Raw genomic sequence first — 25,649 nt, 5'->3', positions numbered from 1 at the left:
AATTTGAGAAAGCTCACGAAATGAAAAAAATAGTCGGAATTTTATTGATAATTTCACTTCTGATTTCTTGCAAGAATTCGAAAAAAAAAGAAACGGAAAACAAATCTGAATCTGAAAACGAACTCACTCAAACGGAATTAATAAAATCGGAATCAAATCAAACCGAATTGATTGTTCAACAAATTCTTGACTTACCTAAACTTCAATGGATTTATCATCCAGAACTGAAAGAGAGGTTGCCCGTAAAAATCATGGAAACGGAACATATTAAAAAAAACTTTAACTTGACTAAGTTCGAGCAAAAAGTTAGAATATTGACGCTTGAGGAATTAGACAAAGAAGAAATTAAAGATTATGTAATATTTGACATATTAGAAATAAAAACTGACACTACCGATTTTAAATTATTTTATAAAATTGAAGGAGCTGGTTGTCGAGGAAAGTTTTTGAATGATAACGGAGAATGGAGAATACTCGATTACTCTGTTTGGGAGAATTAAAAAAACTATGCACAACACCTCATAAAATTTATGCTTACTTTTAAACTAAAAATAAACTGATAAAAATTCAACAAACGATTTGCTACCACCGAAAAATCTCCGATTTTCCAGTCGCACAAATCTTATAAAAACACGTTGTGCGTAAGTTGAGAAAATGAGAAAAACATTCATATTTATTACTCTGATTTTAACCCAGTTCTTAAATGGACAAAATAATCTTGTGGAATTAAAATCATACTTATCAACTATTGAGAATGTAGAATTAATTTCATCAATCAAAACGGCGGATTTTAAAACCCTATCAGTTTTAACAACCTTTGACGAAATTGAAAGAAAAATTGATTTTGGTTATGAGCATCATCGGATTTTAGTAATGCCAAACCCAGGTTTAGACATTAAAGTAAATTTTATTTCCAAAAATGGAAAAATAATTATTGGTTGGGTTTCAGAATATGACTTAAGCAAAGACAAGCACATTGACATTTCGACTTTTAAAAACAATCTAGAATTTTTAAATAACTACATTAAAAACCATAATGACTTTTACAAAACTCAATTAAATGAATCTGATTTCAAAGAACAGATTTTAACCGAATATGTTGTCGGATTTGGTTGTGGAGAAGTCGGTCTTGATATTCCGAGTGAATCAAAAAAAACACTAAGACTGTCAAAAAATAAAAATAAAAAAGCACTTAATAGATATTTAACATCATTTTCACCTGAATTACAAACTCTTGGAACTATAGGTTTGCTTAAAATAGGAAATTTGAGTGATGATCAAAAACAAATTATAGAGCATTTAAAAAATATAAATTCCGTGATTTTTAGCTGTTCTGGATGTTTATACGGACTTGGAGAAACCTTTAATGAAAGAATAGCGAATTTTGAATAAAAAAAACCTACGCACAACACCGTATAAAAAAAATTGCTAGTTTTAGCTAAACCAAAGTTAGTTGCTTGTTTGCTAGCTTCTGATTTTCCTTCGGAAAATCCTCGCACACAAACACGCAACTTTCCTTATACATAAACGTTAGCCACCATTTTGAAAAAAATAACATTCTACATATCATTTATAATTCTAATTTTGAATTTCAGTTGCAAAACGAACATCAAAACTGATTTGAAAGAATTGGAGGAATTGGATGCTCAAAAAACGACGGAATTAATAAAACAGATTTTAAAAGATGAAAGTAAGGGATATTTAATATCGAGTTGTATAACAGAAAAACCAAGAGCAGTTTCGCATCCAATGGTTTCCGATTTTAATGAATATATTAAGAAAAATTTGAAAATTAAAGATACCGTTCATTTAAATACTCAGTCAAGGCTATACAAAAGGTTTAAAATTACATCTGATTTAGTTAAGAATAAGAATATATTAACCCAAAAGCAATTTGAGAAATTTGAAAAAAAATCAAAAAGTGGCGAATTTCAATTTTGGGACTTGCTTAACACGAATTGTAAAGATGGATATTGTTCGATTAGTAAACCTATATTTAATGAAACATTCGATTTGGCGTATGTGCAAATCGGAACAGTTTGCGGTTGGTTATGTGGTGGTGGAGAAGAAAGAATTTACGAATTTGTCAACGGAAAATGGATTGAAAAAGAAAGCCTTGGAAGTTGGGTAAGCTGAATGAAAAAACAGTGGCTAACAAAGTACTGTGGTAAAAAACAAGTAAAAATGTATTAATTTTTAATTAAAGTACTTTTATAGTTTCCATCATATATTAATCCTGATTTTGCAATAGCAAAAGCCTGTTTTAGTAGTTTATTACACACAGCTATTAATGATAATTTTTTGCTCTTTCCTTTTGCTACTATTCGTTCATAAATTTCCTTACAAGCCTTGTTGTATTTGCAAGCATTAAAACTGCACATAAATAATAAATTTCGAAGCTTTTGATTTCCTATTTTACTAATCTTTGGTCGTCCATTTACACTGCTTCCACTTTTTCTAATTACATGGGTTAGACTAGTATAACTACATAATTCGCTTCCGGTAATTTTTCATATTTTTACAATTAAAATGATTAAATATGTTGCAAAAACTACTTCCTTTATGGGGGTCTTATACGCCTGGTATTCCAAATGGTTCTTTGCAACTTTATAGCAACAGAGGACTTGTACGTGTACTGGAACTGCAAATCTAAAACACGTTATAGTTCTCCACTGTTACTACATAAAGATATTTATTACAAACTAAAGAAACACGTTGTAACCAATGCTATGAAAAAAATTTCTACGATAATAATAATCTTAATATTGATATTTTCTTTTACTAGAAAACAAGACAATGAATGGAAAAACAAATCTGAATTAATTGGAACTTGGGTGAATTTAGAAAGAGATGAAAAAGGATATCTGATTTATGATCCTTGCGATGGAAACAATAATTACATTACAATTACTGATAATAATGTGATTTACGATTTAGGACACGAAGGACCAAATGATTTAAAGATTAATTCAGTTAAAATATTAAAAACATTAAATGAAATTGAGTTTTTAGGGGTTCACGAATTTTATACAATTAGGTCAATTATGAAAATTATAGATTTTGATAAGAAATTGTACCTGTTGAAATGGGAATTAACACCTAAAAATAATCCAAATGATATACGAATAGGGAAAATGATGATGACTAGAAAGGAATATGAAAAAGATTTTAGATTTATTGATAATCCTTGTGATTATGGAAAGATTCCTGAAAAGAAATTTCTTCCGATTGAATATGATTAAAATGAAAAATGCACAGGTTACAACAACGTACAAAATTAATTGCCTGGTTAGAGCCTACTTACGAAAGTCCTCACTAACTTTCTTTGCTCGGGAATTATTTACTAAATTTATAGCTTAAAACACGCAACAAATCTTATAAAAACTCGTTGGCATTCATTTAGGAAAACGATAAAATGGAAAACGATAAATGGGAAAGAATCAGGAATTATAAACAGAATTCTAACAATTTAGATTCACTAGAAAACGAAATTCAAAATATTATAAAAAATGAACGCTTTAATAAAAAAGATGCCAAAAAATGTCAAATGTGATTAAATATTTAGTCTTATTTTCAACTTTTCTAATATTTACAAATTGTAATGTCCTTAAAGATAACTATTACAAAACTGAAACCTTTGAAATTATTAGAAAAAAAAGCAATGATAAAACAACTCAAATGATCGTAAATTGTTATGATTCTCTCGATGAAAGTAAAATTCCTGCAGGGATATTAATCAATGGAGTCTTTTTTAATCCTTTTCCTAAGAATAATGTAAAAGCAGTACTATTTCCTAATATATTTGATGTAGAAATTTTTTATATAGGAAAACAATCTATTAAGATACAAAAATTATCGATTAAAAGTGGTGATTCAATCGTCGTAAATGTGCATATGAAGGAAAATTTAACCCCTTTGTATTAATACAAACCACAACCAAGTACTGTGGTAAAAAACAAGTAAAACTGTATTAATTTTTCATTAAAGTACTTTTATAGTTTCCATCATATATTAATCCTGATTTAGCAATAGCAAAAGCCTGTTTTAGTAGTTTATTACACACAGCTATTAATGCTAATTTTTTGCTCTTTCCTTTTGCTACTATTCGTTCATAAATTTCCTTACAAGCCTTGTTGTATTTGCAAGCATTAAAACTGCACATAAATAATAAATTTCGAAGCTTTTGATTTCCTATTTTACTAATCTTTGGTCGTCCATTTACACTGCTTCCACTTTTTCTAATCACAGGGGTTAGACCAGCATAACTACATAATTCGCTTCCGCTTGTGAAACGATCAAATCCGTCTGTTAAAACAACTAACATTAAAGCTGTTTTGTTTCCAATTCCTGGTATCGTTTTTAAGCGTGTTAAAACATCTTGGAGTACTTGGGCATAATAACAATAAGCATCAATCGTCTTTTTTGATACATCAATTCCTACTACTTCTTGGTAATTTTTCATATTTTTACAATTAGAAAGATTAAATATGTTGCAAAAACCACTTCCTTTATCGGGGTTTTATACGCCTGGTATTCCAAATGGTTCTTTGCAACTTTATAGCAACAGAGGACTCGTACGTGTACTGGAACTGCAAATCTAAAACACGTTATAGTTCTCCTCTGTTACAAACGAAAGAAACACGTTGTATGTAAGGCTCAACAAACTATCGATAATAAAATGAAAAAAATTAGTATTATATTATTCACAACATTATTCTTTATTTCTTGTAAGAATAAAATAGAAAAACCGAATATTGTATTTGTTTTTGCAGATCAATGGCGCGCGGAATCATTAGGTTATGCTGGAAACCCAGATGTTAAAACACCTAATATTGATCAACTTGCTTCTGAGGGAGTTTATTTCACAAATGCAATTTCCACAGAACCTGTATGTACACCTTATAGGGCAATGTTGTTAACAGGCCAATATCCATTAAAAACTGGTATGTTTATGAATGACATTTTGCTTGACCCTACATCCGAAAGCTTTGCAAAACTCTTTAAGAAGCAAGGTTATGATACCGCATATATTGGGAAATGGCATCTTGACGGAAATGGTCGTTCGGCATTTATACCAAAAGAAAGAAGACAAGGCTTCGACTATTGGAAAGTGTTAGAATGTTCGCATACCTATAATAACTCAACATATTGGGGTAATGATGATGAGTTACATTCGTGGGAAGGATATGATGCTGAAGCTCAAACAAAAGACGCTATTACTTATATTGAAGAACAATCAAAAAGTAAAAAACCATTTTCTTTAGTACTATCTTGGGGACCTCCTCATGCGCCTTATCAAACTGCACCCAAAGAATTTCAAGATTTATATACCAATGTTGATATAAAACTTAGGCCAAATGTGCCAGAAGAATTTACTAAAAAAGCAAAGAAATCTTTAAAAGGCTACTACGCACATTGCTCTGCATTAGATAGTTATATAAAACAATTACAAGACGCAATTAAACGATGTAATATTGAAGAAAATACTATATTCGTTTTCACTTCAGACCACGGTGATATGATTTATAGTCATGGTGAAACTAAGAAGCAAAGAATCTATAACGAATCTGCGAAGGTACCTTTTATAATTAAATATCCGGCACTATTTGGAACTAATGGTAAAAAAAGCGATTTCCTATTAAATTCCTTGGATATATTACCTACTATGTTGGGAATGTCAGGATTAAATATCCCTGCTAATTTAGATGGAGAAAACATAACTGATGTGTTACTCGGAAAAAAAGAAGACACTCGGAAAGCTTCACTTGTAACATCTATCCAACCATTTGGTCAATGGAGCAGAACTAGAGGAGGAAAAGAATTTAGAGGTATTATAACAAAAAAGTATACGTACGCAAAAGATTTATCTGGAGATTGGTTACTTTTTGATAACGTTTCAGATCCATATCAGCTAAAAAACTTAAAAGGAGATCCCGATTTTGAATTAGTCACTAAAAATTTAGAAGGAATATTAACAGAGGAACTTAAGCGTATGGACGATGAATTTTTAACGGGCCCTTCTTACGTTGAAAAATGGGGGCATTCTGTTGATTCAACAGGAACTGTACCTTATAAATGGTAATTTTAAGAAAATTTAGATTTCAAATTTGGGAATAGATGACCTACATACAACAATGTATAAAATAATAGCGGTTTAATCGCTAAAACGAAATTAAGTAAATAGAAAAAAGGTCTGTGCTTAACCGAAAGTTCAGTGCTTCGAAATCGCCTACTTTTCATATACTAACCGTTAGGCAACATTAAAACTCAACCGCAAAAGAAAACACATAATTTGAAAAAAATCTCATTCATACTTTTTTTAATCAGCATTAACATACTTAATTCTCAAACAATTAATGGAATCGTAAAAGATTCGACAACTGGAGAAAATATAGTTTTTGCCAATATAGTTTTAAAAAACGGAAAAGGAACCTACTCAAGCGAATTCGGAATATTTGAATTAGAATTAATGAATATCAATACTGATACTTTAAAAATTTCAACTCTTGGTTATGAATCAAAAACACTAACATTTATTGATTTTAAAAATCTAAAAAAATTAGAAGTTTTGCTAAATTCAAAAATTGAAAGTTTAGATGAAGTGTTAATATCAAGCAAAAAAATAAAATATAATGACAGAGTAATATTAGGAGAAAAAAAAGAAGGAAACATTAGTGTAACTTCTTTAGTCGGATATGAAACTGCATTATTTATTGATAATCCGAGAAAAATAAAAGGTCAACTAAATAGAATTTATATAGACTTAAAAAAAAGAAAAGATGCGGAATATATAGCAACATTTAATATAAAATTTTATGAACTTGACACTTTAGGCAATAAGCCAGGAAAAGAATTACACAATGAAAATTTTTATGTGAAACCTAAAAATAAAAAATACCGCTTATGGGTTAATGTAAAAGATTTAAAAATACCATTTCCTGAAAACGGAATTTATATCGGAATTGAAATGGTCAACACATATGGGAAAATAAAAAAATACTCTTACTTCGGACCAATGTACAGATTTACTCAAAACGAAAATGATAAATCTTTAACTTGGTCAAATTATCATAATTCAGGTTGGAAAAATGGTTCTATCGATTATAAAAATAAAAAAAAGATGAAGGAAGAGATTTTAAATCCAATGTTTGGAATAGAAGTGTTATTTCCGAAAGAATAACACGTTGCCTTTAATTGCTTAACAAACTGCTGTACTCAATCACTGAATAATTATTTAAATAAAATTGGATTGGTATAAAATTTGATGATTGATTAAACTTAACTTTAAAAAAAAATTATGAAAAATTTTTTATTTATAGCAATGATTCTTGCTTACACATTTACTTTTGGGCAAAATACAAATGAGAAATTAACGATTCCAAATGGAACTTGGAATTTTGGTGGTAATATTTCATTTAATACAAGTGAAATGGAGATTGAAAATTCTTCTTTTTCGAATTCAGAAAGAAAAAGCTATACTATTAGTTTTGAACCAAAAATTAGCTATGCTATTAAAAACAATCTATTTATTGGCATTGGGCTTGGATATGGATACTCTAAAGATGAATCTATTACTTATGATATAGACACAGAATCTATATCGACAACAAATATTTGGAGTATTATTCCTTATATCAAAAAATATTTCCCTGTTGGAAAAAAACTAACTTTAAATTTAAAAGGTGAATTTAGATATTCTAGTTTTGAAAGTGATTATGATAATTCTAATTTCATTAGTTCAGCAAATAATTATTTTATTGGAATTAGACCTGGTATTACTTATTTTTTAAACAACAAGATTGCGTTGGATGCAAATATTGGCTCATTAGGTTATTGGAATAGTAAAGTTGATGATAATTCGAATAATACTCAATCAAGCGGATTTGAATTATCAATTGACACTTCAAATTTTTATTTTGGAGTATCTTATTTTCTATAATTTGAGTTTTATTTTAAAATTACCTAAACTAAAGTCGCAACAAAAGGTAACACTGCATATAATTTATTGCTAGTTCAAGTCGATTTACGACAACCCTAGCGGATTTCCTATTCGTTTTTTATTTACTAAATTCACTGTTTAAACAACGCAACAAAGCTTATACAACAAAGTTGGCGGTAATATAAACAAAACGAATGTGGTTTGAACAATTAACAGGATTCAGAGAAGAATCACCTAAATATGTCAGAAGTAACCTAAGAATTGAAGGGAACGATTTTGTTTCACTTAGAAACTCTCAAAGATTTTCATTCGGAAAATTGGAAATTCTAACATTAGAAGAATTAAAAAATAGATTCGATAATGCTTCTGATTTTAATGGAGAAATTCAAGTAGAAGAAATTGTTGCTGACGTTCAAGAATTACATTATCAAGAAGAAAATTCTAATGCTCTATTTCAAGCTGCTTCACAATTTAATCTGCTTGAGATGGTCAGTCCAACCATAACACCAGAACAAGGTATTGATAGATACGAATTTGATTACACTCAAGGTCCAGCTTGTGCAATTGCTTGTGGAGCAGGAACAATATATCGGAATTATTTTGCAGAAGTAAATGGACAAATTGGACAATCAGCTAATAATCAAATAGACTGTTTAGAATTAATAGGTAAAGAACTAAAGAACGAAGAATTGAATCTTTGGAAAATGAAAAACGGATATGCCCTAATAAATCAAAATGGTCTTTTAACTATTAATAAAAAAATAGCCGAATTTAATGAGTTAGAAAGGGAGAATCTGAAAGAAAAACTAAAAACAGGAATTCAGTGGAACACTGAAGTTACCAAGTCAAATACAAAACATAAGGTTTCTCAAATATATTGTTCGGCTCTTCCTGTTGCATATAGTCAAATAGAGCCTTTTTATTGGGAATATTTTGCGAGAGTGATTTTGGAAGCAACTTATGAGTCAACTCTACTTGCAGGAGTATTGAATATGGAAAATAATAAATCGAACAAAGTTTTTCTTACTTTGGTTGGTGGTGGAGCATTTGAAAACGAAGAATATTGGATTTTAGAATCAATGCAAAAAGCGATTAGAAAATTTAAAAATGTTCCATTAGACATTAGAATTGTAAGCTATGGTAACTCTAATGCAAATTTGATAAAATGTATTAATGAAATATAAAATACTACCGCCAACAATGGTAATCGTTGCACAAGGCACTAAAAAATCATAAAACATACTTCAAAAGCTCCATTTTAAGAGGCTTTTGTATTTTATGAAGCACTATTAATTAGTTCCTTTGTGTGTTCCAAAAAAGCTTATTTGAAGTGTATAGAATGCTTTTATTTGTAAAATAAAATGATGTATCGCTTTTACATCACTTTTTATAGTTTTTGTAATGAATTTTAGATATTTTATTTTTTGCTGTTTACTCTGTTGATGTTACGCTCATATCCAATACTTCTTTTAATTTTCTATAAAAATTTGTCTTGGGAACTCCCCCACTTAATTGAAAATTTGCAAATAATTTTCCCTGATAATCTTTCTAACCTTGACCATGAAAGTACAAAAATAAACCCTGTTTTACAACATCTTTTAGTTTATTTGAGTGGAATTGTGCAACAGATACACCGTGTATATAACATAGCTAGTAAGTACTAAAATTAAAGGTTTATGTGTATTTACTATGTCCTCCAAATCTTTTGATTTGGCTTTTAAAAATGAAAAGATAAAACAAAAAAAAGCTTTGGCTAAGTGAAAGCCCGAAAATTTTATTACTTTTAATATCGTACTAACCGTAGTCCAACCGTTGGTTTTCATTAAAAATAGCTATAAATATGAGTAAACTTTTAATTTCATGAAAAATAAAGACTTTTTCATTGTAGGAATAGGTGCATCAGCAGGAGGATTGGATGCTATTCAGCAATTATTTGATAATATTCCAGTCGAAACAGGTATGGCCTTTGTAATAGTACAACATTTATCGCCAAATTTTAAAAGTTTAATGCCAGAACTGCTCTCCAAGCATACAAGCATGAAAATCTTTACTGCGGAGAATAATCAGACCATAGAACCCAATTGTATTTATCTGAATCAAAAAAATAAAAATCTACACATAAAAGGTAAGCAGCTTATCTTAACCGAGAAAAGCCCAAGACCCAATTTGAATCTTCCAATCGACATTTTTTTTCATACTTTGGGAGAGGAACATAAAGATAATTCAGTAGGCGTAATATTATCAGGTACAGGATCCGATGGCTCACGTGGCATAAAAACCATTAAAGAGGCAGGTGGTATAATTATAGTGCAAGAACCCGACAGTGCTCAGTTTGATGGAATGCCCAACACCTCCATTGCAACTAATTTAGTAGATTTTATTTTACCACCAAAAAAAATTGCGCAGACTCTGTTGAAAATTCCGAATTATCGCATAAACCTCACAGAAGAAGAGGAAGAAGTGAAATCTAATGAAGTGATTTATTATCAAATATTAGAACTTGTTCACAAACATACATCGATTGATTTTAAGCAATATAAAAAGAATACACTGCTACGACGCTTGGAGAAACGGATGAATATTCACAACTTCACCAAGCTGTATGATTATTTATCTTATTTAAAAGGTAATTCAAAAGAAATATCTCTATTAAAACAAGATTTCTTAATTGGTGTGACTAGTTTTTTTAGAGATGTAGAAGTTTTTGAGTTGCTAAGAACAAAGCTTGTTCCTGAGCTATGTAATAATTTTGAAAGCACTGAGGATCCGATTAGAGTATGGGTAGCAGGTTGTTCAACTGGTGAAGAAGTATATACTATTGCCATTTTATTGGATGAGTACATAAAACGTGAACGACTAAATATTGATTATAAGATTTTCGGAACCGATATTGATGAAGATGCTTTGGAAATAGCAGGAAACGCGGTATATTCTCCCAACTCGGTTAGTGAAATTGATAGGGAGTATGTCGAAAACTATTTTATAAATGATTCAGGAAATATGAAGGTTATTAAGCGCATTAGGGAGCGCATTGTATTTTCAAAACACAACCTTCTAAAAGATCCGCCTTTTATTCGTATGGATTTGATTTCGTGCCGTAACTTGCTTATTTATTTTGAAGCCATTTTGCAAAAAAAAGTATTAATGAATTTTCAGTTTGCACTTAAAAAGGATGCTTTTTTGGTATTGGGAAACAGCGAGTCGTTGGGACATCAATCAAAGTATTTTAAACTTGTAAATTCTAAATGGAAAATTTATAAATGTGTGGTAGATACCAAACGTATGCCCATGGAGGAGGTTCTTCAAGATCGCATTAGTACGTTAAGTTTAAAAAGCCGAGAAACACAAATACAACCCAGCTTTGAATACCGATTTAAGCAAAACCCTGAAAATGTGTTTTATAAATATATGGGACAACAGTATAGTCCTGCCATGGTTTTTACTGATACTGATTTCAATATTCTTTTTGTAAATGGTGATATTACCACACGGCTATCGGTAAATCAAGGCGTATTTCAGAGCAATTTACTTAGATTGGTTAGTAAAGAAATGGCTACAATTATTCGTAGTGGAATACGTAAAGTAGAAAAAGAAAATGCTGAGGTAATTATCTCGGATGTTGATAATAAAATAGGTAATCAAGACTATTTCTTTGACTTGGGATTTCGTAAGATTATCGATTTTGAAGGAGTGGGTGATGTTTATGTCATTCATTTTAGCAACGATAAACAAAAGACTCCCAAGAAAACAATTACCTTAAAAAATACGGAAGGAGATGGAATTAGTAAACAGCGTGTTGCAGAATTGGAGGACGAATTAAAAGAAAATAAGAGTCAGTTACAGAATGTTGTAGAGCAACTTGAAACCAGTAACGAGGAGCTGCAATCGTCTAACGAAGAATTAATGGCCAGTAATGAGGAATTGCAAAGTACTAACGAAGAGTTGCAATCGGTTAATGAAGAGTTATATACCGTTAATGCGGAAATACAAGAAAAAAATCGTGAACTATCTTACCTTAATGATGATGTTAATAACCTACTGAATGCTACCGAAATAGGTACCTTATTTTTGGATGTTGACTTACGCATTCGAAAGTTTACTCCTGCCCTTCAGAAACACTTTAATTTGAAAGTTGAGGATGAAGGGCGCAGCATTGCCAGTTTTGCATCTAATTTTCCAGAAGAATACCGTCAAACAATGATTTCAGATTGCTCTAATGTTCTTGAAAACTTAAAGTCTATCGAATCAGAAGTCTGTGATCAAGATGGGGTTACTTTCTTAAGAAGAATTAGCCCATTTATTACTACGGATAAAAAGATTGATGGATTGGTAATTACTTTTGTAAACATAAGCTATATGCTAAAAGTAGAGCAAGAGCTTAGAAACAGCGAAAAACGTTATAAAACCGTATTTGATACGGCTGGTTTAGGTATTTCCACAGTCTCTACAAAAGGTCAATTATTATCGGTAAATCCAGAGCTTGAAAATATACTGGGCTACTCCAGTGCGGAACTTGTCAATATGACATTTCCTGAGTTTACCTATCCTGATGATATCGAAGCCGATATGGCACAATATACCTCTTTGATGAAAGGTGATATTGATTCGTATAAAATGGATAAGCGCTATATTCATAAAGATGGGCATACCATTTGGGGGCAACTTACCGTAACAACAGCAAAAGATGAGCAGAATAATATTTTGTATTCTGTAGCATTAATTAAAGACATTTCGGACCGTAAACAATGGGAAAAAGCTTTATTGGAGGCCAAAGAAAAAGCAGAGCTGAACGAAAAACGCTATAAAGATCTGATTACTAATGTAAATATTGGAGTGGTTGTACATGGTAGAGATTCTGGCATTGTATTTAATAATGATAAAGCTGGAGAGTTATTAGGCATAAAAACAGACCAGTTAAATGGGGTGAAAGCCATTGATCCGCGCTGGAAATTTGTACATGAAGACAACACTCAAATGGCAATAGATGATTATCCAGTAAGCAGGGTAATCAATAGTAAAAAAGTATTACAAAATCAAATACTCGGAGCTGTACAGGAAAAGAATGATATAGTATGGCTTTTGGTCAATGGTTTTCCTGTTGTTGATTCCAACAACGAAATACAAGAGGTACTTATTAGTTTTATTGACATTACGGAAAGTAAAAATGCGGAGCAAGAAATTCAAAAATCAGAAAAAAAATTCAAAGCTTTATTTGAAGGTATTAGTGATGCGGTATTGGTGCATCCATTCCAAGAAAAAGGATTCGGGAAATTTATTGAGTGTAATTCAATTGCCTGTGAACGTTATGGATACTCAAAAGAAGAATTACTCCAGTTGTCGGCTAGCGACTTAAATAGTGAAAAACTGGATAAAGAACAGGGCCATGCAATTAAGCGTGAAAAATTGCTAAATCAAAAACAGCAAATTATAGAGGGAATACACAGAAAGAAGGATGGAACTGAAATTCCTGTGGAAATTAACGCACATATTTTTGATTATAATGGAGTACCACATATTATGACCCTTGTCAGGGATATTACTGACCGTAAAAAAGCAGAAGAAGAGATTTTAAAAGAAAAGCAGTTTGTAGAACGCATTGCCAATACTTCGCCAAATGGTATCTACATTTACGATATTCATAAAGGCACCAATATATTTATGAATTATAGATATAGTAAAATATTAGGTTATAGTATTGATGAAATAAATGCATTATCAAAAGATGAATTTTTTACTCTTTTTCATCCCGATGATTTGCCTGCAGTAAAAGAACACATGGCACAGCTTATTTTAGACCGTGAGTTCCTGCCAATTGAATATCGTTTTAAGCATAAGAACGGACAATGGTTGTGGTGTTATTCCGTAGATTCTCCTTTTGAAATAGATGAGAAAGGAAATGTTAAAAGTATTATTGGTTCATTTATTGATTTAAGTGATAAAAAAGCTTTTGAAAACGAATTAAAAGAAGCCAAACAAAAAGCCGAAGTGGCTAATATATACAAGGATCAGTTTTTGGCAAATATGAGTCATGAGATACGTACACCTATGAATGGTGTTGTAGGCTTTGCTGATCTGCTAGATGATGAGAACATAGACTTTGAAACACGAAAAAGATATATAGCATAGTTCCAACCAATTGTTAAGCTTGATTAATGATATTATCGATGTTTCAAAGATTGAGGCCAATGAATTAAAACTTAAATATGTAGATTGTCATCTAAAACGTATCATAGACAATATCGAAGCTACTTTTAATGAGGTAAAAAAACAAAAAGGAAAAGCACATATTATCTTGTCATCTGAGGTGCCTTCTCAGTATGCCGATTTAGTAATTAGTACCGATGCTGTACGCTTGGAGCAGGTCTTGTCCAATCTGATTGGTAATGCCTTGAAGTTTACATGCAAAGGAACGATTAAGTTTGGTTTTAAGGTCAGTTCAAAAGATCGTTTAACATTCTTTGTAAGTGATACTGGTACCGGAATACCTAAAGATAAGCTAAATGATATTTTTAACCGTTTTGAACAGCTTGAGACAAGAACAGATAAAATGCATGAAGGCACAGGCCTTGGCCTTTCTATTTCTAGAGGAATTGTGAATCTGCTCAAAGGTAAATTGACAGTTGATTCAGAAATAGATAAAGGGACAACTTTTGCTTTTACGATTCCCTTGATAAAGAACACTTCATCTCTTGTTACAAAAGATAACACTACTAGTACCGTTCGAGGTTTAGAAGGAATGAAGCTCTTAGTGGTCGATGATGAACCTGTGAATATCGAATTTTTTCGTGCGCTTTTTGATAAACTTCCTGTGACCGTAATTTATGCAAGTAATGGTGCAGAGGCTTTGTCGTATTATAAACAAGATGCTGAGATTAAAGTGGTATTAATGGATATAAGGATGCCAATTATGAATGGTATTGAAGCTGCTAAAAAAATGTTTGAAATTAATCCAAAGGCTTTAATTATTGCTCAAACAGCCTATTCTATGACTTCTGATAGGGATAAATATTTGAATATGGGTTTTGTGGATTATATTTCTAAACCTATTGAGAAAGAGAAACTATTAAGAAAACTGAAATATTTGACTTATAAAAAATAACCAAACACCAACATTTTGTATAAGTAATGGCAGGCAAAGTAGCAAATGTCTAGGTTTGTAGCCCGCTTAAACTGCATAGTGGTTTAACAGGGAACTACCACGCAATCTAACACTACTCATACAATTTACCGTTAGTTGACAATAATTAAAGAGTCCGTTAAAAAATCACTAATTAACAGTTCTTTAATAGTACAAAATTTTCATATATATATTTTTGATTTTAATTTAAAATCTTATAATGAAAAAAGTATCAATCATATTATTTTTTTTTATTTCAAACTTTATTTTTTCTCAAGGAAAATTCAACAATGAAAAGGAAATTAAGAACATTCAAGACTATAATATTGAAGAGATAAGTAAAACAATAAATGAAACAATTACAATTTTCGGAATATTATTAACACCAAAATCTAACTATAATAAAATACTTGTCATAGTTTCTGGAACAGGAAAAATATCTCAAAAAGCTCATAATTATTTAACAGAGTATTTGCTAGAAAACAACATTGGTGTCTTTAGATTTGACAAAAGAGGCGTTGGAAAATCTACAGGAGAATATAATGACCAACCAAAAATTTATACGAGTGATTTTATTGAAATTTATAGAGCATTTGAAAAATCAAAATTTATAAAAAACAAAAAAATAGGTTTTTTAGGTCACAGTTTGGGTGGTATAGTTACAACTTTATCAATTGAACAAAATATAAAACCTGATTTTTTAATTCAATGGTCAGCACCAATTGGAAAACCAAGAGAATTATTAAAATATCAAATTGAGAATGGAATTAAAAATTATGATAAGTTAATAATAGGAAAAAACACTGAAGAGCGAATAAATACTATAAATTATGTTTATGAATTGATAGATAAGAATCCAAATAAAACTGCTTGGGAATTATGGAAAATAGGAAAGAAGGAATCTAAAAAAATAAACGTAAACAAAAAAGCTTTTTCTAATTACTTAATGCCTCATAACGTTGAATTTGCTAGAATTGATAATACAAAAACATATCAGAATATTGATTTTCCAACTTTGATAATTATTGGGAAAGAAGATGTTTTAGTGGACCCAAAAGAGAGTGAATTGAAATTAGAAAAAATTGGAAATCCAAGTATCGAATTTCAAAAAATAGATGGTCTTAATCACTTTATGACAATAAAAGGAACAGACTGGAAAACAAACGAAATATATAATGTTGATTTATCTTTTAAAGAATTTTTAGTGGAATGGATAAATGAAAATGTAAAATAACTATTGCCAACAAAGTACTGTGGTAAAAAACAAGTAAAAATGTATTCATTTTTCACTAAAATACTTTTATAGTTTCCATCATATATTAACCCTGAGTTGACAGTAAGCTACTCCCGAATCAACGCAACCTAATAATAGATTTCGCATCATTAAAAAAAGTAAAGTATGAAAGCTTATTCCTCAATTAAGATTTGGATATTTTTAATATTTGTCATATTTATGGTCAATGGCTGTTCAAAAGATAACGACGAAATTACATATGATTTAACTGGAAATTGGAAAGTAGTCTATTACTTAGATATCGGCAAGAAAATAACCAAAACAGAAGAAAATTCTTGGCTAGATATAAATAATGGGAATATTACAGCAAATTTCACCGAACCTGATATTGAAGGAAAAGGAAATGTATCTGGGACTAGGGTTACAAATGGGTATAACGGAAACTATACAATTAAAGAAAATGGTGAAATATCATTCGAACAAATTTTACAAACAGAAATTAATGAACCTGAATGGACTGATTTATTCAACTTAGAAGCAGTTAAGCATTATCAAATTAAAAACGCTATACTTTTGCTGTATTATAATAACAACAACAATATTATTGCTTTAGAAAGAGATTAGGAATTTGAGTAATGGAAAAATTTAAATACCCTATCTTTAAACTATAGCTTGGTAATGGCGAAATAGTCCTTGTAGACAATTTCACAACGAAACCATAGTCCAACCCTTCTACACAATTAAGAACAGGTATATTGTAACATATTAAGGTTTTACTCTACTTATATCTTGAACAATAACTAAAGAAATGAAAAAAGGTTTAATAAAAGACACTTATGAATTAATTATAAAGGAAGTACAAACAGTTATAACTGTCTCTTATATTATTGCTGTAGGAATAGGTATGCTTTTTAATTATCAGAAATATTCTGAATTTGAGATAAACATTTTTAATTATTCAGATGTATTTGACTTTCTGATTGCACCTTTTTCCGATTTTTATATATTATTATTTGCTACTGCATCTACTCTATTTATTTCCATACTAATTAAATTGGACATTTTATGGAAAAATAAATGGCCGAAATCTTACTCGAAAGCAAACTTTGGACTTGATAAAAAGTCTTGGTACAAAACATATAGAATCGTTCTTTTTATAATAAGTTTTATTTTTTATTTATATATATCAGCAGATTTTTATGGAAGATACACAAAGGAAAAAATAATTAATCAGAATGCTATTTCAATAAAATTAGCAGACAATGAAATTAAATCAGGAAAATTAATTGGAAAAACGAAAGATGTGATTTTCTTACTTAAAGAGACAAATGTTTATGCGATACCTATTTCTTCATTAGTTAAGGAAATAAAAATAAAATAATACTGAAGCCAATAAACAACTGAGTTAAAAATAAAATAAATTCTTCATTAATTTACAACAATATAATTCTGATCCTATAAAAAATATTTAATGTTTTAATAGGCTTTTTGTTAAATTAGTTCTTTTAAAAAATTGTAGAATAAAAAAATAAAAACAACTATAATGTTCTTTTATTCGGGTAATGTAACCAGGATAAACGAATTTAAGTGAAGTATATAATATGTTGGCTACAATAAAAAAAATTGAACTAAAATGAAAAAATTGTTTAATGGAGAAAACTTACTAAACTTTTTTTGGATATTATTCGGATTATTAATCGGAATGAATTATTACTCAAAGCAAGAATATTTAATTAGTGGAGTTAACTTTATGATTGCTATTCTATATACTTGGAAAATTATTCAAAAATTTGTAAAAAAATGAAAAAGATTTACTTTGATGATATGTCAAATTTAAAAGAAAATTGGACTAAACCGATAGTCTTATTTCTAGGACTAATATTGATTATATTCGGAACATTCACAGATTTCCTATCTGAGGATTGGAATAAATGGATTAAAGCTTCTGGATATCTCTTATTTTCTATTTATTTCCTACGAAAAGTTATTCGAAAAAATTATGTCCAATGGAATAAATTGGGAATGACAGTAAGAATAAATACTTATTTCCGAGAAAAAAGATTAACGTTTAATGAAATTAATTCTTATGAGTTTATAAATAATACATTACGAATATTTCAATCAAACAAAACGATAGAATTAGATTTAAGCAATGTTCTTGAATCCGATAAAGAAAGATTGATTAAAATTATCGAGGATAATACTATAGCTAACAACTCATAAAATTTATGCTTAAATTTGAACTAATACAAACGACAAACATTCAACAAACTATTTGCTACGTACGAAAAATATCCGATTTCCCAGTAGTGCAAATCTTATAAAAACCCGTTAGCCACAATAAACCGAATGACATTTAAAGCCTACATTCATAAGATAATTAAGAAAAAAATGTCTAATACAGAAACGATTTTCCTCTCGGGATTATTTCTATTAATAACAAGCTTGATTTTTACTTTTATTTATAAAAAAGTGTTTCATATTGATTCCGGAAGTACTCTTTTATTTTTAATAATGTTTCTAGGTTTTTTATTAATTATTTTCACCTATTTTTATCAGTTTTATGATTTTGAGAAAATTAAAAATGAGAAAAATGGATTCCTAGAATTAGATGCAAACGAATTGATTATAAACTACAATGAGAAAATAATTTATGAGGAAATAACTGATTTCGAATTATTAATTGATGCTTACTACAACAAGAAAATTAATATGATTTATAGAAATCCAACTGAAAAAAGGAGTTTAGGAATAAGCAATTCTTTGACAATTACTCATAAATCTAAAACGAGAACATTTAATTTTAAACTTGAGAGCAAATCTCATCAAAATGTACTTGAGAGAAATATTTATAATTTAGTAATTAACGATAAATTGAGAAATATTGATGGTAAAAAATCAATAAAGCTAATCCCAAAACAATATAAAGGATTTGAAGAATACCGAGAATATATAGGAAAACAATTGAAAGAAAAGAAAATTAATTGCACTGAAGGATTACTATTAATGGGATATAAAAGTTATGATGAAGCTCAAGAACTAAAGAGAAAATACTGTGTCTAACAACTCATAAAATTTATGCTTAAATTTGAACTAATACAAACGATAAACATTCAACAAACGATTTTCAAGTTGTACAAATCTTAATACGAGATCGTTAGCAGTATTTTGATAAAAAAATATAACAAATGCTTAAATTGAAATACTAATTATTTAAAATCTAAAACCAAATGAAAAAAATAACGAAAAGAAAAACATTAATTTTATTATCAATTGGAATGTTTGTTATTGCGGCTTCACAAATTTTCTCTCAATATTTTGTATTGCCAGATTTTGCAAAAGGTTCTTTCATTGGAATTGGAATTGGACTCGTATTGATGTCTTTAATTTTAGGAAATTTCAAAACTGTACGTAATTAGAATCTAATAAATTGATAACAAAACATTGTTCCTGAATTTCAGAATGGAATGATTCTATTTGCAAATAGAATTGACAAAAACCAGCAAAATTGTCTATCCTAAAAGTATCGCTTACAACTACCCTACTTTTCTTGTACTAGTCCGTTGCTGAAAAACCGAACAAAAAGATAAAAAAATAAAATATGAGTATATTTCATTTCGCTTTTAAAGTAAAAGACATTGAGTCGACACGAAAATTTTATATAGAAATTTTAGGATGTAAAGAAGGAAGGTCTACTAAATCTTGGATTGATTTTGATTTTTTCGACAATCAATTATCTGCTCACGTTAGTAATAAATTTCCTGAATTGGATTATTGTGGAAAAGTAGACGGAATAAATGTTCCAATTCCTCATTTTGGGTGTTTATTAGAAAAAAGTGAGTTTGAAAGAGTTGAAAAGAAATTGAAATCGGAAAAAATTGATTTTATAGTTAAACCACAAAAGAGGTACGAAGGAAAGGTTGGAGAACAGATGACAATGTTTGTTTTTGATTATAGTGGAAACTCTATAGAATTTAAATCATTTTCAAATAATAATGAGGTGTTTTCCGAATAAAAGCCAGTAGATAAAAAGAATTGAGTTAAAAAACAACTATAATGTTCTTTTATCTGAGTAAGCTAACTGGGATAAACAAATATGAATGTAGTATATAACGAGTTGTAATTTATTACGAATAAAAAATTACGAGTTGAGTATAAAATAACAAATCTTGAAAATGAAAAAATACAAATACTTAATAGCGTCAGCTCTTTTGATTATATTAATGATTTTAATTTTTATTCCGAGAAATACAGAAAGAATCTATTTTATTTATGACAAAGATTTGAATGCTTGTAACCAAAAAATAATATGGCACGGTAGTATAAAAGATTCTTACTTAATTTGTAATCATTCAAAATTTATATATTTCAAAAAAAATCAAGAAAAGAAATCAATAATAACTAATCTGAGTAAAATAGATAATTATAAAATTCTATCAAAAGATGAGTTACTAAAAAGATTTCATAATGGAATAAAATATCGAGTAAAAAATGATTTTGATTTATTGGATAGATATAAGAAATTTGATTTTAGACTAATTATTAGAGATACTATTTTGAATAAGATAGAAATAATCCCAGTTAATAATATTCGAATTTTAATTTGAACAATATAACAAATTACAACACCGTACAAACTTAATTGCTAGGTTTAAGCACACTTACCAAAATCCTCACGGATTTTCTTGGTCAGTAAATATTTAGTAAATTAGTTGCTTAAAACACGCAACTAAACCTTGTACAAAGCCGTTGGCAACAAACTAAAAAAAACACTAGTTAAGAATAATTTTTAACCACAGAATCTCCCCAATCAGCAATGGATTGGATTAACGGAATTAGAGTTTTACCAAAATCAGTTAAGGAATATTCTACTTTTAACGGAGGTTTTGATGTATAAACCCTCCTTTTTATTAAACCATCTTCTTCTAATGCCTTTAGCTGTAAGCTCAATGTTCGTTCAGTAACGGTAGGCATTTCTTTTCTTAATTCATTATAGCGTAAGGTTTTTTCCATTAAATGATATAAAATAACCGTTTTCCATTTTCCTCCAATAACTCCCATTGTTAAACTTGCACAACAAGGATATTCTTTACCTTTAAATTTGAGCATTTTAGATTGTGTTTCTTCCATAATAAATTATACTATCCTTTTTGACCGTTATTGCAAAGATAAAATACTATACTTAGTTTTGCAACTATAAAAAGTATAGTAATTAAAAAATTAAAGTATTATGAATTTAAAAGAAACACTAAACTGGAGATACACAACCAAAGAGTTTGACCCAACCAAAAAAATATCTGATGCAGATATGCTTGAAATTAAGAATTTATTAAGAATGAGTCCATCAAGTGTAAATCTTCAACCTTGGCATTTTATAATTGCTGAAACCAAAGAAGGAAAAGAAAGAATGGCAAAAGGAACACAAGGCTTTTTCCATTTTAATGAACCAAAAGTATTGAATGCATCAGCTGTTGTATTGTTTTGTTCTAAGGTTGATACAGATGAAAATTACTACAAGCATATTGCCGACACAGATGATAAAAATGGAAGGTTTCCAAATGAAGACGTAAAAAATGGATTTTTAGGTGCTGTAAAAGCGTTTGCTGGTATTCATAAATACGATTTAAAAGATCTTCAGCATTGGATGGAAAAACAAGTTTACTTAAACATTGGAAATTTTTTATTAGGTGTAGCAAGTTTAAATATTGATGCTACTCCAATGGAGGGAATTGATGTAAAAGCATTGGATGAAGAATTTGGATTAAGAGAAAAAGGCTATACTTCTTTAGTAGCTGTTTCATTAGGTTATAGAGCAACTTCTGATTTTAATTCTACCGAAAAAACACCGAAATCTAGATTATTAGAAAGTGAAATAATAACAGTAATTTAAAAAAACAGAAATAATGAAATCAATCACTTATTTAACCTTAATTCTTGGGTTTCTTGTTTCGTACAACAATCCAAAAATAGAAGAAAAACAGACAGAAAATACTGTTTCCGAATCTATAGAAAACCCAACCAATAAAATTGGTTTAAGTTCTGATATTATTTGGGAACAAATGAACCCCGCAAGAGGAGATAAAAGTCCTTTGGCTGGAACAATTTGGGGAGATAGAAAAGCCGAAGTTCCAACTGGATATATAGGGAAATTTGTAGATGGATTTTCATCACCACCTCATATTCATAATGTAACGTATCGAGCAATTGTAATGAAAGGATTAATACATAATGACGACCCAGCAGCCGAAAGTATGTGGATGCCTGTTGGCTCATTTTGGACACAACCTGCTGGTGAATCACATATAACAGCTGCCAAAGGAGAAGGAACAATGGCGTATATCGAAATCGATAATGGCCCTTATTTAGTAAAACCAACTACTGAATCTTTTGATAATGGGGAACGCCCAATTAATGTTGATGCTTCTAATATTATTTGGCTCGATCATTCCCAAACAAATTGGATTTCAACTAATAACCAATCAAAAATTAGTTTTTTATGGGGAAATGCAAACCATATGCGTGGCGTTTTTGTAAAACTTCCTAAGAATTTTAAAGGAAATATTTACAGTAAAGGAACTGTTTTTTATGGCGTAATTATAGATGGGAATGTTGATTATAAAATGCCTAATGCCAATGCTTCAACAAACTTAAACGCTGGAAGTTATTTTGAATCAACAGGAAATAGTTCACACGAAATTTCAACAACTGAGGAAGCTTTAATTTACATTAGAACTAACGACAAAATTGAAATAAAATAAAGCCAGTTGCCAACAAAATACTGTGGTGAAAAACAAGTGAAAATGTATTAATTCTAAAATTAAAAAAGAATTAAAATATAATAAACAATATGGTTTGGTTGAAATAGATGTAAATATTAAACACTACAAAGATTTTATCCTTAAAAATTTTGAGGAAACAAAAGATAGAATCCAAATTTGGATAAACAAAATTATGTTGAAAGTATAAAAACTGCTGCTAAATAGTGTATAATTCATTGCTACTTCTCTCCTACTTTTTGAAAGTCCTTTCGGACTTTACTTTGCCAGTTCGCTATGCTAGGTCTATTTGTGATTTATTTGTTAAATTTTATATCTAAACCACGCCACTAATTATACAAAATAGTTAACTATCAAAAAATAAATAACTACGCAGGCAACCTTTTCATAAAAATTTACGTCTATTAATATGAAGGGATAAACAAACCCTTATTTACAAACTAAAAATTATCAATCAATTCAAATTAAGAAATGTAATTATGAAATTAACCAAACTACTATGTTCACTTATTATAATCACTTTATTATCCAGTTGTGCATCTTCAAAAATTAATAAAACCCTTAAACAAGGAAATATCGTTCAGGAAGACTTTAAAACTACTATCCCATTTGAATACCGTAAAGGACTTATTATTCTTAAAGTAACTATTGAAAATGAAACATATGACTTTATTTTAGACACTGGAGCTTCTAACGCACTTTCAAAAGAATTGGCTGAAAAACTTAACGTTACGTCTTTAGGAAGTGAAAATATAACGGATGTTCACAAAACTAGCCAACTACTTAACTATACAAAAATAGACGATATTGAAATAGGAGGAATTCATTTTCAGAATACGATTGCTGCCATATCAGATTTTAATAGTGGTGAACTTGCTTGCTTAAATGTTGATGGCTTTATTGGTTCTAATTTAATGCGATTTGCTATATGGGATTTCGATTTTAAAAATCAAATAATTACCATAACAGATAATGAACAGCAATTAAATATTCCGGCGGATGCTATAGAATCAAAAATGTTTATTGGTACTGCGGCTAGTCAACCATCTATTATTAGCTATATAAATGGCGAAAAGGCATTAAATAATATGATTGATTTAGGTAACAATTCTACACCACATTTATCGTATTTAGATTTTGTAAAACAAAAAGAATCTAATAAAATCTCGAAGTATATATTAGGTTCTGGATATACTACTATTGGTATGTATGGAAAGGGTGAAAAGAGAGACGAGATATCTGCTAAAGTAGACGAGATAAAAATAGGTAATCATATTATAAAAAATAAGGTGATGAAGGTGAAAGATGGTAAAACAAACCTCGGAATTTCATTTTTTAAAAATTATAGATTGATTTTAAATTGGGAAGCACGAAAGGTTACAATGATTCAAGAAGGCGTTTCTAATAATACGGCATTAAATCATTTTGGTTTTATACCTAGCTTTAATGGAAATAAGGTTTTTGTAGATTTTATATATAATGATACAGCTGCATCAAAAGTGTTACAATTTGGAGATGAAGTATTACAGATTAATAGTATTGATTTTACAAACATTACTGATAACAATAAATGTGCTTTTTTTGACAAGGGTATTATGCCAAAAGGAACAGATGAAATAACCATTAAAGTATTACGTAATGGTGAAACATTAGAATTTCAGTTGAAAAAAACGTTGTTACTTTAAACAAATATAAAGCCTAAGAACAACAAAGAACTGAGTTAATAAACAAGTATATTCTTCGTTAATTTATACCAATATAATTCTGAGCCTATAAAAATATATTTAATGTTTTAATAGGCTTTTTTTGTTAAATTAGTACTTGAAAAAATGCAGCATAAAAAAGAAGTAAATAAGTATAATGTTCCTCTACCCTAGTAAGGTAATTGGGATAAACGAATATAAATGTAGTATATAACACATTGTGGTTTATATCGAATAAAAATTTAGTTCAATATTTAAATATGAGTTCTGAATTAAAAAATTGCTAAAAATGAAAAATTACGTTCTATTTTTTTTATTGATTTCACTGACAAGTTGTGATAAATATTCAAATAAAGAAAATACTAACACTTACGACATTATTAATTTAATTGCCAAAAATTCACCTTCAAGTCATCCTTTTAAATCAGGTCGCAATAAGAATTTTGATATAAGTAAATATTATATTGATAATCATTTTATTGTAGCTGTACAATCTATGATGGAGCCAATTGGAAAAACGATTGGTATGAGAGATGAAAATAGAATTAAATATGGAGAATTATTTGAAAATCTACGAACTCTTCAGACAAATGAATATATTAAAATTGACAAAATTGATTTATTTGATGATGTGAAATTTATAGCACTTACCGATAAACATATTAAAAATATGAAAGGTAAATGCGAGTTTGATGATTTTCATTTATATTTAAGTTTCTCGAGAATAGCTTTTAACTCCAATTATAATCAAGCAATTGTTGGAGTTGGAACAGCTGTAAGTTGTTTAGCTGGAGATTATGGAATGTATATATTAAAAAAAGAAAAAGGCCAATGGAAAATAGAGAAATATATACTTAAAGAGATATCATAATACAAACCA

The 25,649-nt window shown here is 29.3% G+C and carries 25 protein-coding genes and 2 pseudogenes; 24 read left to right on the top strand and 3 right to left on the bottom strand.

The window, feature by feature from the left end; all coding sequences use genetic code 11:
• The first annotated feature begins 20 nt into the window (after window positions 1–20).
• The 3 genes from MHL31_RS03100 to MHL31_RS03090 all read left to right on the top strand — a co-directional run bounded on the left by MHL31_RS03100 (window position 21) and on the right by MHL31_RS03090 (window position 2,136).
• Window positions 21–500 carry a hypothetical protein gene (locus MHL31_RS03100; protein ID WP_240227621.1) on the top strand — a complete coding sequence of 160 codons (480 nt, stop codon included), beginning with the start codon at window positions 21–23 and terminating at the stop codon, window positions 498–500.
• A gap of 154 nt (window positions 501–654) precedes the next feature.
• Window positions 655–1,392, top strand: coding sequence for a hypothetical protein (locus tag MHL31_RS03095; RefSeq protein WP_240227620.1), 738 nt, complete (start codon window positions 655–657; stop codon window positions 1,390–1,392).
• A gap of 228 nt (window positions 1,393–1,620) precedes the next feature.
• Window positions 1,621–2,136, top strand: a complete 516-nt coding sequence (locus MHL31_RS03090) for a hypothetical protein (protein WP_240227619.1) — start codon at window positions 1,621–1,623, stop codon at window positions 2,134–2,136.
• 53 nt (window positions 2,137–2,189) lie between these two features.
• Here MHL31_RS03090 and MHL31_RS03085 read toward each other — a convergent pair.
• Window positions 2,190–2,504, bottom strand: a pseudogene (locus tag MHL31_RS03085) (transposase); the annotation flags it as partial.
• 261 nt (window positions 2,505–2,765) lie between these two features.
• On the opposite strand from MHL31_RS03085, the gene MHL31_RS03080 reads away from it, so the two are divergent.
• On the top strand, window positions 2,766–3,242 hold the full coding sequence (locus MHL31_RS03080; protein ID WP_240227618.1) for a hypothetical protein: 477 nt from the start codon (window positions 2,766–2,768) through the stop codon (window positions 3,240–3,242).
• 298 nt (window positions 3,243–3,540) lie between these two features.
• Window positions 3,541–3,924, top strand: coding sequence for a hypothetical protein (locus MHL31_RS03075; RefSeq protein ID WP_240227617.1), 384 nt, complete (start codon window positions 3,541–3,543; stop codon window positions 3,922–3,924).
• A gap of 46 nt (window positions 3,925–3,970) precedes the next feature.
• Here the strand turns inward: MHL31_RS03075 and MHL31_RS03070 are convergent.
• A pseudogene (locus MHL31_RS03070) lies at window positions 3,971–4,381 on the bottom strand (transposase); the annotation flags it as partial.
• Between the two features lie 297 nt (window positions 4,382–4,678).
• Here MHL31_RS03070 and MHL31_RS03065 point away from each other — a divergent pair.
• The 15 genes from MHL31_RS03065 to MHL31_RS02995 all read left to right on the top strand — a co-directional run bounded on the left by MHL31_RS03065 (window position 4,679) and on the right by MHL31_RS02995 (window position 20,897).
• Window positions 4,679–6,082, top strand: coding sequence for a sulfatase (locus tag MHL31_RS03065; RefSeq protein WP_240227616.1), 1,404 nt, complete (start codon window positions 4,679–4,681; stop codon window positions 6,080–6,082).
• A 210-nt stretch (window positions 6,083–6,292) separates the two neighbouring features.
• Entirely contained in the window at window positions 6,293–7,180 is an 888-nt protein-coding gene (locus MHL31_RS03060; protein WP_240227615.1) for a carboxypeptidase-like regulatory domain-containing protein, read from the top strand.
• Between the two features lie 117 nt (window positions 7,181–7,297).
• The gene (locus tag MHL31_RS03055) at window positions 7,298–7,939 is read left to right on the top strand and encodes a porin family protein (RefSeq protein ID WP_240227614.1); all 642 of its coding nucleotides are present in this window, start codon (window positions 7,298–7,300) and stop codon (window positions 7,937–7,939) included.
• Window positions 7,940–8,133: 194 nt separating this feature from the next.
• Window positions 8,134–9,123, top strand: a complete 990-nt coding sequence (locus tag MHL31_RS03050; RefSeq protein ID WP_240227613.1) for a hypothetical protein — start codon at window positions 8,134–8,136, stop codon at window positions 9,121–9,123.
• Between the two features lie 676 nt (window positions 9,124–9,799).
• Window positions 9,800–14,065 carry a PAS domain S-box protein gene (locus MHL31_RS03045; RefSeq protein WP_240227612.1) on the top strand — a complete coding sequence of 1,422 codons (4,266 nt, stop codon included), beginning with the start codon at window positions 9,800–9,802 and terminating at the stop codon, window positions 14,063–14,065.
• 19 nt (window positions 14,066–14,084) lie between these two features.
• Window positions 14,085–15,038 carry an ATP-binding protein gene (locus MHL31_RS03040; RefSeq protein WP_240227611.1) on the top strand — a complete coding sequence of 318 codons (954 nt, stop codon included), beginning with the start codon at window positions 14,085–14,087 and terminating at the stop codon, window positions 15,036–15,038.
• A 238-nt stretch (window positions 15,039–15,276) separates the two neighbouring features.
• Window positions 15,277–16,290, top strand: coding sequence for a S9 family peptidase (locus MHL31_RS03035; protein ID WP_240227610.1), 1,014 nt, complete (start codon window positions 15,277–15,279; stop codon window positions 16,288–16,290).
• Window positions 16,291–16,455: 165 nt separating this feature from the next.
• Window positions 16,456–16,914: a hypothetical protein gene (locus MHL31_RS03030; RefSeq protein ID WP_240227609.1), complete on the top strand. Its 459-nt coding sequence runs from the start codon at window positions 16,456–16,458 to the stop codon at window positions 16,912–16,914.
• A 184-nt stretch (window positions 16,915–17,098) separates the two neighbouring features.
• On the top strand, window positions 17,099–17,671 hold the full coding sequence (locus tag MHL31_RS03025) for a hypothetical protein (RefSeq protein WP_240227608.1): 573 nt from the start codon (window positions 17,099–17,101) through the stop codon (window positions 17,669–17,671).
• 252 nt (window positions 17,672–17,923) lie between these two features.
• On the top strand, window positions 17,924–18,094 hold the full coding sequence (locus MHL31_RS03020) for a hypothetical protein (protein WP_240227607.1): 171 nt from the start codon (window positions 17,924–17,926) through the stop codon (window positions 18,092–18,094).
• Complete coding sequence (locus MHL31_RS03015) at window positions 18,091–18,513, top strand: hypothetical protein (protein WP_240227606.1); 423 nt, start codon at window positions 18,091–18,093, stop codon at window positions 18,511–18,513. The genes MHL31_RS03020 and MHL31_RS03015 overlap by 4 nt, the downstream gene beginning before the upstream one ends.
• Window positions 18,514–18,681: 168 nt before the next feature.
• Complete coding sequence (locus tag MHL31_RS03010; RefSeq protein ID WP_240227605.1) at window positions 18,682–19,353, top strand: hypothetical protein; 672 nt, start codon at window positions 18,682–18,684, stop codon at window positions 19,351–19,353.
• Between the two features lie 167 nt (window positions 19,354–19,520).
• Window positions 19,521–19,709: a hypothetical protein gene (locus MHL31_RS03005; protein WP_240227604.1), complete on the top strand. Its 189-nt coding sequence runs from the start codon at window positions 19,521–19,523 to the stop codon at window positions 19,707–19,709.
• 182 nt (window positions 19,710–19,891) lie between these two features.
• Window positions 19,892–20,305 carry a VOC family protein gene (locus tag MHL31_RS03000; RefSeq protein ID WP_240227603.1) on the top strand — a complete coding sequence of 138 codons (414 nt, stop codon included), beginning with the start codon at window positions 19,892–19,894 and terminating at the stop codon, window positions 20,303–20,305.
• A gap of 160 nt (window positions 20,306–20,465) precedes the next feature.
• Window positions 20,466–20,897 carry a hypothetical protein gene (locus MHL31_RS02995; protein WP_240227602.1) on the top strand — a complete coding sequence of 144 codons (432 nt, stop codon included), beginning with the start codon at window positions 20,466–20,468 and terminating at the stop codon, window positions 20,895–20,897.
• A 169-nt stretch (window positions 20,898–21,066) separates the two neighbouring features.
• Here MHL31_RS02995 and MHL31_RS02990 read toward each other — a convergent pair whose 3' ends face one another.
• Window positions 21,067–21,399: a helix-turn-helix domain-containing protein gene (locus MHL31_RS02990; RefSeq protein WP_240228833.1), complete on the bottom strand. Its 333-nt coding sequence runs from the start codon at window positions 21,397–21,399 to the stop codon at window positions 21,067–21,069.
• Window positions 21,400–21,520: 121 nt separating this feature from the next.
• Here MHL31_RS02990 and nfsB point away from each other — a divergent pair, with 121 nt between their 5' ends.
• From nfsB to MHL31_RS02970, 4 genes are all read left to right on the top strand, one after another.
• Complete coding sequence (nfsB, locus tag MHL31_RS02985) at window positions 21,521–22,180, top strand: oxygen-insensitive NAD(P)H nitroreductase (RefSeq protein ID WP_240227601.1); 660 nt, start codon at window positions 21,521–21,523, stop codon at window positions 22,178–22,180.
• A 13-nt stretch (window positions 22,181–22,193) separates the two neighbouring features.
• Window positions 22,194–23,048 carry a DUF4437 domain-containing protein gene (locus MHL31_RS02980; protein ID WP_240227600.1) on the top strand — a complete coding sequence of 285 codons (855 nt, stop codon included), beginning with the start codon at window positions 22,194–22,196 and terminating at the stop codon, window positions 23,046–23,048.
• A 497-nt stretch (window positions 23,049–23,545) separates the two neighbouring features.
• On the top strand, window positions 23,546–24,751 hold the full coding sequence (locus MHL31_RS02975; RefSeq protein ID WP_240227599.1) for an aspartyl protease family protein: 1,206 nt from the start codon (window positions 23,546–23,548) through the stop codon (window positions 24,749–24,751).
• Between the two features lie 307 nt (window positions 24,752–25,058).
• A complete protein-coding gene (locus MHL31_RS02970) occupies window positions 25,059–25,640 on the top strand; it encodes a hypothetical protein (protein WP_240227598.1) in 582 nt (193 codons plus the stop codon).
• The last annotated feature ends 9 nt before the right edge of the window (window positions 25,641–25,649 follow it).

Origin of the sequence: Lutibacter sp. A80 (genome assembly GCF_022429645.1) — a bacterium.
Taxonomy (GTDB): Bacteria; Bacteroidota; Bacteroidia; order Flavobacteriales; family Flavobacteriaceae; genus Lutibacter.
This window is presented reverse-complemented; position numbering and strand designations above follow the sequence as displayed.